Annotated in this window: 10 protein-coding genes; 5 read left to right on the forward strand and 5 right to left on the reverse strand. The window is 72.4% G+C overall.

From position 1 onward, the window contains the following. Positions 1–33: 33 nt before the first annotated feature. The 3 genes from ACFZAM_RS33145 to ACFZAM_RS33155 form a co-directional block, all read right to left on the reverse strand. Complete coding sequence (locus ACFZAM_RS33145; RefSeq protein ID WP_391051385.1) at positions 34–1,623, reverse strand: carboxyl transferase domain-containing protein; 1,590 nt, start codon at positions 1,621–1,623, stop codon at positions 34–36. Continuing rightward, positions 1,620–2,435, reverse strand: coding sequence for a TIGR03084 family metal-binding protein (locus ACFZAM_RS33150; protein WP_391051387.1), 816 nt, complete (start codon positions 2,433–2,435; stop codon positions 1,620–1,622). The genes ACFZAM_RS33145 and ACFZAM_RS33150 overlap by 4 nt, the downstream gene beginning before the upstream one ends. A 644-nt stretch (positions 2,436–3,079) precedes the next feature. Further along, positions 3,080–4,045: an acyl-ACP desaturase gene (locus tag ACFZAM_RS33155; protein ID WP_355339410.1), complete on the reverse strand. Its 966-nt coding sequence runs from the start codon at positions 4,043–4,045 to the stop codon at positions 3,080–3,082. A gap of 416 nt (positions 4,046–4,461) precedes the next feature. Between ACFZAM_RS33155 and ACFZAM_RS33160 the strand changes: the two genes are divergently transcribed. Together ACFZAM_RS33160 and ACFZAM_RS33165 are read left to right on the forward strand one after the other, a co-directional pair. Continuing rightward, a complete protein-coding gene (locus ACFZAM_RS33160) occupies positions 4,462–6,102 on the forward strand; it encodes an ATP-binding cassette domain-containing protein (protein ID WP_391051390.1) in 1,641 nt (546 codons plus the stop codon). Positions 6,103–6,259: 157 nt separating this feature from the next. Further along, positions 6,260–6,652 (forward strand): hypothetical protein, encoded by a 393-nt coding sequence (locus ACFZAM_RS33165; protein ID WP_391051392.1) that lies wholly within the window; start codon positions 6,260–6,262, stop codon positions 6,650–6,652. 131 nt (positions 6,653–6,783) lie between these two features. On the opposite strand, the gene ACFZAM_RS33170 is transcribed toward ACFZAM_RS33165, so the two are convergent. Beyond that, positions 6,784–7,413, reverse strand: a complete 630-nt coding sequence (locus ACFZAM_RS33170; protein WP_391051394.1) for a TetR family transcriptional regulator — start codon at positions 7,411–7,413, stop codon at positions 6,784–6,786. Between the two features lie 58 nt (positions 7,414–7,471). Between ACFZAM_RS33170 and ACFZAM_RS33175 the strand changes: the two genes are divergently transcribed. Next, positions 7,472–8,428 (forward strand): zinc-binding dehydrogenase, encoded by a 957-nt coding sequence (locus tag ACFZAM_RS33175; RefSeq protein WP_391051396.1) that lies wholly within the window; start codon positions 7,472–7,474, stop codon positions 8,426–8,428. A gap of 139 nt (positions 8,429–8,567) precedes the next feature. Here ACFZAM_RS33175 and ACFZAM_RS33180 read toward each other — a convergent pair whose 3' ends face one another. Further along, complete coding sequence (locus ACFZAM_RS33180) at positions 8,568–10,382, reverse strand: putative Ig domain-containing protein (RefSeq protein WP_391051398.1); 1,815 nt, start codon at positions 10,380–10,382, stop codon at positions 8,568–8,570. On the opposite strand from ACFZAM_RS33180, the gene ACFZAM_RS33185 reads away from it, so the two are divergent. Further along, positions 10,372–10,725 (forward strand): hypothetical protein, encoded by a 354-nt coding sequence (locus ACFZAM_RS33185; RefSeq protein WP_355339428.1) that lies wholly within the window; start codon positions 10,372–10,374, stop codon positions 10,723–10,725. The genes ACFZAM_RS33180 and ACFZAM_RS33185 overlap by 11 nt on opposite strands. Positions 10,726–10,977: 252 nt before the next feature. Continuing rightward, complete coding sequence (locus ACFZAM_RS33190; protein ID WP_355339430.1) at positions 10,978–11,793, forward strand: helix-turn-helix domain-containing protein; 816 nt, start codon at positions 10,978–10,980, stop codon at positions 11,791–11,793. Positions 11,794–11,843: the final 50 nt, after the last annotated feature.

Below are 11,843 nucleotides of genomic sequence, written 5' to 3' on the forward strand. Positions count from 1 at the left end.
CGCTGCTCGAATCGGTCATCGGAAAGGGACCCCTCACATCCGGAAGACGCCGAAGCCGCCCCTGGCGCCCTCGATCGGCGCGCCATGGACGGCGGACAGGCACAGGCCGAGCACCGTACGGGTGTCGCGCGGGTCGATCACGCCGTCGTCGTAGAGCCGTCCCGACAGGAACATCGGCAGCGACTCGGCCTCGATCTGCTGCTCCACCATCGCCCGCAGCGCGGCGTCGCCCTCCTCGTCGTAGGGACGGCCCTTCGCCGCCGCCGACTGCCGGGCCACGATGGACAGCACCCCGGCGAGCTGCGCGGGACCCATCACCGCGGACTTGGCGCTCGGCCACGCGAAGAGGAACCGCGGATCGAAGGCCCGGCCGCACATGCCGTAGTGCCCGGCGCCGTAACTCGCCCCGATCAGCACCGAGATGTGCGGGACGCGCGAGTTGGCGACCGCGTTGATCATCATCGCGCCGTGCTTGATGATGCCGCCCTGCTCGTACTCGCGGCCCACCATGTAGCCGGTGGTGTTGTGCAGGAAGAGCAGCGGAATGTCGCGCTGGTTGGCGAGTTGGATGAACTGCGCCGCCTTCTGCGACTCCTCGCTGAACAGCACGCCCTGCGCGTTGGCGAGGATTCCGACCGGATAGCCGTGCACCTCCGCCCAGCCGGTGGCCAGGCTCGGCCCGTAGAGCGGCTTGAACTCGTCGAAGGCCGAGGCGTCCGTGATCCGCGCGATGACCTCGCGGGGGTCGAAGGGGGTGCGCAGATCGCCGGGCACGATGCCCAGCAGCTCCTCCTCGTCGTACGCGGGGGGCAGCGGGTCAGGACGCGGATCGGGCCCGGATTTACGCCAGTTGAGGCGGGCGACGACGCGCCGGGCGGTACGCAGCGCGTCCGGCTCGTCCAATGCGAAGTAGTCGGCGAGGCCGGAGCGCCGGGCGTGCATGTCGGCGCCGCCGAGCGATTCGTCGTCGCTCTCCTCGCCGGTCGCCATCTTCACCAGGGGCGGCCCGCCGAGGAAGACCTTGGACCGCTCCTTGACCATGATGACGTGGTCGGACATGCCGGGGATGTACGCGCCGCCCGCCGTCGAATTGCCGAACACCACGGCCACCGTGGGGATTCCGGCCGCCGACAGCCGCGTCAGGTCGCGGAAGAGGGCGCCGCCGGGGATGAAGATCTCCTTCTGGCTGGGCAGGTCCGCGCCGCCCGACTCCACCAGGCTGATCACCGGCAGGCGGTTGGCGAAGGCGATCTCGTTCGCCCGCAGCGCCTTCTTCAGCGTCCACGGGTTGCTGGCGCCGCCGCGCACCGTCGGGTCGTTGGCCGTGATCAGGCACTCCACGCCCTCGACCACGCCGATGCCGGTCACGAGCGAGGCGCCCACCGCGAAGTCGCTGCCCCAGCCGGCCAGCGGGGACAGTTCGAGGAACGGTGTGTCCGGGTCGAGCAGCAGCTCGATCCGCTCCCGCACCAGCAGCTTGCCGCGCTTCCGGTGCCGCTCCTGGTACTTCTCGCCGCCACCGGCCAGCGCGGCGGCGTGCCCCGCCTCGACCTCGGCCAGCCGTTCCAGCATCGCGGCCCGCCGCTCGGCGAAGTCCGCTCCGCGTATGTCGACCTGCGTCATGACGTGCTCCCCTCCGCGCCGCCGCGCGGCGGCCGTCCCTTGCCCGGCGGGCCCGCGAATGCCTGCACGATCGACAACCACGCGTCCGCGTCCGGGCCTTGGGCCCGTACCGCCACGTCGTCGCGGTGCCTGCGCCGCACCGCCAGCAGGCAGAAGTCCAGTGCGGGGCCGGTCACGCGCTGCTCGGCGTCGTCCGGGCCGAACGCCCACAAGGTGCCGTCGGGCGCCGTCAGTTCGAGGCGGAATTCCGTGCCGGGCGGGGTGCGGCCGTGCACCGCGAAGGCGAAGTCCCGTGCCCTGAAGGCGATTCGGGCGACGTGCCACAGGCGGTGGGTCGGTGGGCGCTCGACGCCGAGCGCGTCGGCGATGTCCTCGCCGTGGGCCCATGTCTCCATCAGGCGGCCCGTCGCCATCGACGCCGTGCTCATCGACGGCCCGTACCAGGGGAAGCGGCTGCCCGGCGGTTCGCCGGTCAGGGTCGCCCAGAGCCGGGCTCTGCCCGACCGCCACTTCTCCAGCAGCTCCGGCGGCGCCAGCATCGCACCCTCCCGGGCGCCGTCCTCCACGTACGCGTCCAGCCGCGCCGCCGCGTCGCCGACCTCGCGGGCGAACGCCTCCGCGTCCTTGACCGCCAGCAGCGCCTGGGCGTCCGTCCAGGCCAGATGCGCGATCTGGTGCGCAACGGTCCAGCCTTCGGCCGGTGTCGGCCTCGCCCACTGCTCGGGCTCCAGCCCGGCCACCACGTCGTCGAGCGCGTCGCTCTCCGCTCTCAGATCAGCCAGGACGGTACGGACGGACTGCGGATCGGCCATGGCCACGAGGGTGGCAGGCGGGGCCCGCAACAATCAAGCATGCGTGCATGATTGTTTCCCACCTCCACCGGGTCGGTGTCCCTGCGACAGCCGGTGCCCTGCTGGGGCGGTGGTGACGTGCACGTCGTCCCTGGCTGGTCGCGCCGTTCCCCGCGCCCCTCAAAAGATCGGGCGTGCCGTCCAGGGCCCGCACGGCTCTCGGGGAGCCGGGTCCCGTCAGGGGCGCGAGGAACTGCGCGGCGAGCCCCCGCCGGGCCTGTGGCCCGAGAGCCCACGGTAACTGCCCCGCTGGGGCCGGTTTTCAGGCCGCGCCCCCGTCGTGGCTGGTCGCGCAGTTCCCCGCGCCCCTGAAAAGACCGGGCGTGCCGCCTAGGGCCCGCACGGCTCTCGGGGAGCCGGGTCCCGTCGGGGGCGCGAGGAACTGCGCGACCGGCCCCCGCCGGGCCTGCGGCCCGAGAACCCACGGCAACTGCCCCGCTGGGGCCGGTTCTGAGGCCGCGCCACCGTCGTGGCTGAGCGCGCAGTTCCCTGCGCCCCCTAAAAGATCGGGCGTACCGACCTCGGTAAGACAATCGCGCGGGGCCGCGCCCCCAGAGCGCCCACCTTCGGGAGGTGGACGTCGTAGGGGCGCGGCCCGAAGGGGATTAGGCGCGGGCGGCGCGGCGGGCGAGAAGGGCTTCGCGGCGCTCGTCGAAGCGGGTGGCCTGCTCGTTGAGGCCGCCCATGAAGAGGCCGAGCTCCTGCTGGGCCTGAAGGCCCTCGGGGCCCAGACCGGAGATCTCGAGGACCTTGAGGTGGCGCAGGACGGGCTGGAGGACGTCGTCGTGGTGGATGCGGAGGTTGTAGATGCCGCCGATGGCCATGCGGGCGGCGGCCCGCTCGAAGCCGGGCATGCCGTGTCCCGGCATGCGGAATTCGACGACGACGTCACGGATGGCCCGCATGGCGAGGTCGGGGGCGAGCTCGAGGGCGGCGGCCAGGAGATTCCGGTAGAAGACCATGTGCAGGTTCTCGTCGGTGGCGATCCTGGCGAGCATCCGGTCGCACACGGGGTCACCCGACTGGTGTCCGGTGTTGCGGTGCGAGACGCGGGTGGCCAGCTCCTGGAAGGCGACGTACGCCACGGAGTGGACCATGCTGTGCCGGTGGTCGTGCTCGAAGCCCTCCGACATGTGCTGCATGCGGAACCGTTCCAGCTCGACCGGGTCGACGGCGCGGCTGGTCAGCAGGTAGTCGCGCATGACGATCGCGTGCCGGCCCTCCTCGGCGGTCCAGCGGTGCACCCAGGTGCCCCAGGCGCCGTCACGGCCGAAGAGTGTCGCGATCTCGTGGTGGTAGCTGGGCAGATTGTCCTCGGTGAGCAGATTGACCACGAGGGAGATCCGGCCGACGTCCGTGACCTTGGACTGCTCGGGGGCCCAGGCTTCGCCCCCCATTATTCCGTCGAAATTGCGGCCGTCGCTCCACGGCACGTACTCGTGCGGCATCCACTCCTTGGCCACGCCGAGGTGCCGGTTGAGCTCCCGCTCGACGACCTCCTCCAGCGCGTAGAGCAGCGTCGCGTCGCTCCAGACGTCGGGTTGGGCACGGTCGGGCGAGGTCAAGGTCACGGGGGCTCCTGGGGACGGGAGAGGGGACGGACATGGGACGGGGGTGTACGGGACCCGCACGGGCTGTACGGATCGTACGGACGTACGTACGCGACATGCGATCGGTCGGTCGTACGGCGCCGCGGACTGATCCACGGGCACATACGCACGGCCTGCGGGTGCAGCGGAGATTCGCACCTACGCCTACGTAAGTTACGCAACCGTAGGTTAAGGCGGCGTAAGAAGGCAACCAGCCAATATGGCTGCACCGGCCACCCACCTCGCGTCGAGCCGGACCCGGCGGCACGGCGAGACCCGGCGACAGCCCTTGGCCCGACCGGAGGCACGCCCTCCGCCGACCGGAGGGCAAGCCTCCGCCGCCCGCCGTGAAAGCCCTTCGCCCGCCTCCCGTCGCACCCGATAAACTCCGCCCTCTTATGAGTGCCACTCTCGTCGCCAAGAATCTCGCCGCCGGACACGGCGACCGTGTCCTGTTCTCCGGCCTGGACCTGGTCGTCGCCCCTGGCGACGTCATCGGTCTGGTCGGCGCCAACGGCGCGGGCAAGTCCACGCTGCTGCGGCTGCTCGCCGGGCTCGACACGCCCGAGGACGGGACGCTGCGGCTCAGCCCGGCCACCGCCACCGTCGGGCATCTGCCGCAGGAGCCCGAGCGGCTGCCGGGCGGGGAGAGCGTGCGGGAGTTCCTGAGCCGCCGCACCGGGGTCACCGCCGCCCAGGCGGCCCTGGACGCCGCCACCCAGGCGCTGGTGGACGAGGCTCCGGGCGCCGACGACGCGTACGCGACCGGACTCGACCGCTGGCTGGCGCTCGGCGGCGCCGACCTGGACGAACGCGCCGAGGAGGCCGCCGCCTCGCTCGGCCTGGGCGTCGACCTGGACCAGCCGATGTTCTCGCTCTCCGGCGGCCAGGCCGCCCGCGCGGGACTCGCCTCGCTGCTGCTCAGCCGCTACGACGTCTTCCTGCTGGACGAGCCCACCAACGACCTCGACCTCGACGGCCTGGAACGGCTGGAGAAATTCGTCGGCGGCCTGCGCGCCGGTACGGTCCTGGTCAGCCACGACCGCGAATTCCTCACCCGCACCGTCACCCGCGTGGTGGAGCTGGACCTCGCCCAGCAGCAGGTCAGCACCTTCGGGGGTGGCTACACCGCCTATCTGGAGGAACGCGAGACGGCCCGGCGGCACGCCCGCGAGGAGTACGACGAGTACGCCGACACCAAGGCCGGACTCGAAGCGCGGGCGCGCATGCAGCGCGGCTGGATGGACAAGGGCGTCAGGAACGCCATGCGCAAGGCGCCCGACCACGACAAGATCGCCCGCAAGGCGCGCGCCGAGGGCAGCGAGAAGCAGGCCGCCAAGGCCCGGCAGACCGACCGGATGATCGAGCGCCTGGACGTGGTCGAGGAGCCGCGCAAGGAGTGGGAACTGCGGATGGAGATCGCCGCCGCGCCCCGCTCCGGCGCCGTGGTGGCCACCCTGCGCGGCGCCCGCGTGCGCCGCGGTGACTTCGCCTTCGGGCCGGTCGACCTCCAGATCGACTGGGCCGACCGGGTGGCCATCACCGGCGCCAACGGCGCGGGCAAGTCCACCCTGCTCGCCGCGCTGCTCGGCCGCCTCCCGCTGGACGAGGGCCATAGCGCGCTCGGCCCCGGCGTCCTGGTCGGCGAGGTCGACCAGGCCCGCGGCCTCTTCCGCGGGCAGGAACCGCTCCTCGACGCCTTCCGCGCCCCGGCGCCCGACATGGATCCGGCCGAGATCCGTACGCTTCTCGCCAAATTCGGCCTCAAGGCCGCCCATGTGCTGCGCCCCGCCGCGACCCTCTCGCCCGGCGAGCGCACCCGCGCCGCGCTGGCGCTGCTCCAGGCCCGCGGCGTCAATCTCCTGGTCCTCGACGAGCCGACCAACCACCTCGACCTGCCCGCGATCGAACAGCTCGAAGCGGCGCTGGCCGCGTACGAGGGCACGCTGCTGCTGGTCACCCACGACCGGCGGATGCTGGACGCCGTGCACACGACCCGCCGCGTCGAGGTCGCCGACGGCCGCATCACCGAGCGCTGAGCGAACCTTCGAGCGCGCCTGGCCCCGATTCCCCGAGGCGGCCCGCGCCGCGTTCCCGACGGCGCCCCCGGACCCTCCGGGCGGGAGGGAACCCGGTGGCGTCCGGCTGCGTCCCATCCATGACCGGACCCCGAACCGGCCACCGGAGGAGGACACGATGCGCGCTCGGACATTCGCCGCTGCCGCCGCCGTACTGCTGGTGGCCGGTTGCGGAAGCGCGAGCGGCGTACGTGTCGGGTCGCCCGATCCGAGCGACAGCAGCACCCGGCCGGTCTGCGGTGACGTCACGGTCACGCCCGGCGGCGGGGCCGAAGGCCGCGAGGTCTGCCTGAGTGTCGGCAGCACCCTGCGGGTCGCCACCGCCCCCGGCGACCGGCCGCCCGGCGAGCGGGGCGCCGCCCTCTCCGAGATCTCTCCCGGCGTCTACCGAGGCGCGCGGGTGGGCACCGCCGAACTGAGCGGGTTCCGGCGCGCCTGCCCCGGCGCCACCCCCGGTGTCATGTCCTGCCATGCCATCGCGGGGTGGAAGATCACCGTCGACGTACGGTGATCGGCACCATCGCGGGACCCCGGGTCGGCAGTGGGGGCCGGCCCGGGTCCCGCGATCCCTTCGGCGCGGCACACCCGCGAGGTTGACCCGGTCAGCCTGCGGCGCGGCACGCCGACACGGCTGACGCCGACTCAGTCTTCGGCGCGGCTCGGCCGGGCGGCGGGCGACAGGCCGTCCATCAGCAGGTCCAGCAGGCGGCCGGCCTTGGCCTCGCGCCCGGGCCGGGGGGCCACGGTGAAGATGCCGATGAGGGCGGCGGCGATGTCCTCGGCGGTGACGTCGGAGCGGAGGTCGCCCGCCGCACTACCCGCGTCGAGCATCGTCGTGATGGCCGTCAGCAGCTCGGTCCGGGTCCGCGCATGGGTGATCTCGCCCGACTCGATCATCGCGAGGAGCGTGTCGAGCATGCCGTTCTTGGTCGCGATCCAGTCGCCGAACAGGTCCGTCCAGCGCCGCATCGCCGCGGCCGGGGGCAGCTGACCGAGCAGCTCGCGGGCACCGGTCGTCAGTCGTACGACCTGATCCTGGTAGACCGCGTCGACCAGCGACTCGCGGGTCGGGAAGTGCCGGTAGAGCGTGGCGATCCCGACCCCGGCCTCGCGGGCGATCGCCCGCATCGACGACTCGGCGTCGGCCGACATGAACACGCGGGTCGCCACCGCGAGCAACTGGTCGCGGTTGCGGGCCGCGTCCGCCCGTGGCGCGCGGGGCTCCGCGTCCGCCAAAACGGATCGCGCTCCGTTTATGTTACGGTCATTCATGTAAACGGAGCATAGTCCGTTTCGGTGTGTTCCCTCGGTCCCAAGGAGACAGGCGCACATGAAGGCACAGAGCGATCAGCCTCCCGCGGACGGGAGCAGGGCGGTCCGGCTCGAGTCGTTCGGCGGCCCCGAGGCCCTGGAGGTCCGCGAGGTTCCCGCCCCGCAAGCCGGGCCGGGACAGATCCGCGTACGGGTCACCGCGGCCGGTCTGAATCCGATGGACTGGATCATGACCGCCGACGCGGACACCGCCGCCCGGTTCGGCCTGAGCCTGCCGGCCGGGTTCGGCACCGACTACGCGGGAGTGGTCGACCAGGTCGGTGCCGAGGTGAGCGGGTTCGCCCCCGGCGACCGGGTGTTCGGGGGCGCCCTGTCCCGCGCGGTCGCCGACTTCGTGGTGATCGACCCGGCCGGGGGGACGGCGGCGAACGAGGCTCATCACACGCCCGACGGCGTCGACGACCGTACCGCCGCCACCCTGACGATCGCCGGCCGTACGGCATCCGCCGCCCTCGCCGTCATCGATCCGGGCCCGGGCGACACCGTGCTGATCGGCGGCGCGGCGGGCGGGGTCGGGGTCTTCGCCGTCCAACTGGCCCGGATCGCGGGAGCGCGCGTGATCGGGACGGGATCGCCGGCGTCGGCCGACTATCTGCGCGAGCTCGGGGCGGAGCCGGTCGTCTACGGCGACGGCCTGGCCGACCGGGTCCGATCGCTCGCTCCCGGCGGCGTCACGGCCGCCGTCGACCTGCACGGCGTGGAGACCGTGCACGCCGCCAGGGAACTCGGCGTCCCGGACGGTCGCATCTGCGCCATCGCCGCGCAGGTCGACGGGGTACCCGCGGCCAACGGCGCGAACGCGGCCCCCGGCGCGCTGGAGGAGATCGCCCGCCTGGTCGCCGCGGGCCGGCTCCGGGTGCCGATCGCGGAGACCTTCCCGGTCGAGCGGATCCGCCGCGCTGCCGAACTCCAGGCCGGCAGGCACGTGCGGGGCAAGGTCGTCATCGACCTCTAGAACCTGGCCGTGGCGACGGCGAACGCGGTGCCGTCGTCACAGATGCGGCGGAGAGGGCTTCCCGCCCCTGTGGGGCCGGGGCGGGAAGCCCTCCCGTCGCCGGGTGTCGCCGATCCGGAGGACCCCGGCGGACGACGGGCTAGCCGACGTTGACCGCCGCGTCGTCGATCAGGAACGACGTCGCGAGGCTGGAGTCCTCGGTGCCGGTGAACTTCAGGGTGACCGTCTGGCCCTTGTAGGACGACAGGTTGACCGACCGCTGCACGTAGCCGGTGCCCTTGTTGAGGTTGGAGTACGAGGCCAGCGTGGTGCTGCCCGCGGCGACGGTGAGCTTGTCGTACGCCGTGGTGGTGCTGGTCTCCTGGCTGCTGACGTAGAGGTAGAAGGTGAAGGTGGCGCTGGTGCAGGAGGCGGGGATCGTGACCGACTGGGAGAGCGTGTCGGTGTGGGTGGTCCCGTAGCCGTTCAGCCACGCCTTGTACGAGCCGCTGTGGGCGGGGGCGCCGGTGCTGTTGTCGATGACGCCGGAGGACGTCGTCCAGCCGGTGTTGCCGCTTTCGAAGCCGGGGTTGGTCAGGAGCTGCGCGGTGGTGCAGCCGCCGCCGCCCGACCCGGTGACCGTCCAGGTGAAGGACGCGCTGCCGGAGGCGCTGGTGGTGTCCGTGGCGGTGACGGTGACGTTGTACGTGCCCGCCGCCGTCGGGGTGCCGCTGATCAGACCGGTGGAGGAGTTGATCGACAGACCGGTCGGCAGGCCGGAGGCGCTGTAGGTGAGGGTCTGGCCCGAGGCTGAGTCGCTGGCGCTGATCTGGAGCGAGGCCGCGGTGTTGACCGCGGTGGACTTGGCGCCCGGGTTGGTGACCGTCACCGTGTTGCCGCCGGTCGAACCGCCGTTGGTGAAGGCGGCCGTGCCGTTCGGCGTGCCCAGCCCGGTCGGCCCGTCGTATCCGGCCTTCGCGGTGCACAGGTAGGAGCCGCCGCACGAGCCGTTGGAGCCGCTGGTGACATCGTTCAGCGAGCCGGTGTGGGAGTACGGGTAGGAGGCGGGGGTGGTCCCGGCCGCGGGGGTGCCGGCCAGGGCGTAGACGGAGGCGATGATCGGCGACGAGGCGCTGGTGCCGCCGTAGACCTGCCAGCCGGACGCCTGGTAGCTGTCGTAGACGGCCAGGCCGGTGGCCGGGTCGGCGACGGCGGAGACGTCGGCGATGGTGCGCTTGGCGCAGCCGGTGTCGGTCTGCCAGGTGGGCTTGGCGTCGTAGGCCGAGCAGCCGGAGCCGGTGCCCTCGGTGCTCGAGGTGTTCCAGACGGACTCGGTCCAGCCGCGGGTGGTGCCGCTGGCCCGGCTGAGCGCGGTGCCGCCGACGGCGGTGACGTACTTGGACGCGGCCGGGTACTCCGCGCCGTAGCCCTCGTCGCCGGAGCTGACGGTGATGGCGACGCCCGGGTGGTTGAAGTACTGCGAGTCGGCGGTGGTGTCGGAGGAGTCCTCGCTGCCGCCGTAGCTGTTGGAGACGTACTTCGCGCCCTGCGTGACCGCCTGGTTCACCGCGGTGCCCAGGTCGTCCATGCTCGCCGAGGTGGCCTCGACCAGCAGGATGTGGCACTGGGGGCAGACCGCGCTGACCATGTCCAGGTCGAGTGAGATCTCACCGGCCCAGCCGGAGTCGGCGCTCGGCAGCGACGTGGTCGAGCCGTTCTGGTTGATCTTCTTGAAGCAGCCGTTGGCCGTGGTGCAGGCCGGCAGCCCGTACTGCGCGCGGTACGTGCTCAGGTCGGCCGCGGCGTTGGGGTCGTCCTGCGCGTCCACGATCGCGACGGTGGCTCCGGCGCCCGCGGACGACGGCAGCGCGTACGCGCTCTGGAGGTCGGTGGGGCCGTAGCCGGAGGGGGTGGCGTTCGGGGTGATGCCGAGGTGGTGGACGACGTCGGTACGGGTCAGCGCCATGCAGGCCATCTGGCCCTTCTTGGCGGGGACGGCGCACAGGCGCTGGGTGGGAGCGGCCGACGACGCGGACGCGGACGCGCCGGACGACGTGCTCGCGGACGTGCTCGACGACGCGGAGGTGTGCGACGACGCGGCCGTGCTCGACGACGCGGAGGTGGCTGCCGCGCCCGACGCCGGGGTGCTGGCGACGGACGGCGCCGCGGTGGCCAGCAGACCGCCGGTGACGAGAGCCGCCGCCGACAGTACGGCGACCGCCGTGCGGCGGACGGCCCGTCTGGCCCGGCCGGGGTGTGACGACTTCAATGAACTGCCCTCCATGGGGGGATCGGCTCCCGAGGGCGTCCGCCGCTGACCTTCATGTCAAGGTCATGACAACCGATCATGCGACGGCGACGCCTGGGACTTCGTGTGGCGCACGTTCACTGGTGATCCGGATGTCATCTACTGCCGACTGCCACCACCGTGAGTGGTGACCGATGCTGAACGTAGTGACCGAGGGCCCAAGTAACTACCGGCCTATGGCAAAGAGTTGCCCTCGGATCGGCCTGGATCCGACCCCGGCTCGCTTCCGCAAGTCGATCTCCGCCGTATACCTTGTGGCGCCATGGAGACGGAGGAAGAACCGGTCAACGACCTTGTCGCGCTGGGTCTCGCGCGGTACGAGGCGCGGGTCTATCTCGCCCTCGTGCGACGCGAGTCGTACACGGCGGCGGAGGTCGCGCGGGCGGCGGACGTACCCCGGCAGCGGGTGTACGACGTGCTCGACACGCTGGTACGGCGGCGGCTGGCGACCGCGCACCCCGGCCGGGTCGCCACCTTCTCGGCCGTCGCGCCGGAACTGGCCGTCGCCCGCCTCATGGCCCTCCAGCGCGAGACCCTCGAACGCCTCGACCGCGTCTCCTCCGCGCTGACCGCCGCCCTCGTCCCGGTCTGGGCCGACGGCCGCACGCAGACCGTGCCGATCGACTACGTCGAGATCCTGCGCGACCCCAAGTCGATAGCCGAGGCGTTCACCGACATCCAGGGCCAGGCCAAGACCGAACTGCTGAGCTTCTGCAAACCGCCCTTCGTCGCCCCGGCCGCGAACACCCCCGGCATCAAGGTGGTACGTCGGCTGCGCCGCTCGGGCGGCTCGGTGCGGGCGATCTACACCCACGACTCGCTCGACGACACGGAGGTGCTGGAGAACGTACGGCGCTTCGGCGCGGCGGGCGAGGAGCACCGTTTCACCTCCGCGCTGCCGCTGAAGCTGGTGGTCGCCGACGCGTCGCTGGTGCTCTGCGACATGCCGGACCCGGTGGCCGGGACCGGCGCGACGACCGCGCTCTACATCGAGCACCCGGCGCTCGCCGCGTGCCTGCGGCTGGCGTTCCTCACCGTGTGGGAGAGCGCGGAAACGGTTCCGAACGCGCGGCCGTGACCCGTACGGCGGCTGCGGGGCGCCCTGTCGCCCGGCTGTCGGCCGGCCGG

Origin of the sequence: Streptomyces sp. NPDC008079 (assembly GCF_042957385.1) — a bacterium.
Classification (GTDB): domain Bacteria; phylum Actinomycetota; class Actinomycetes; order Streptomycetales; family Streptomycetaceae; genus Actinacidiphila.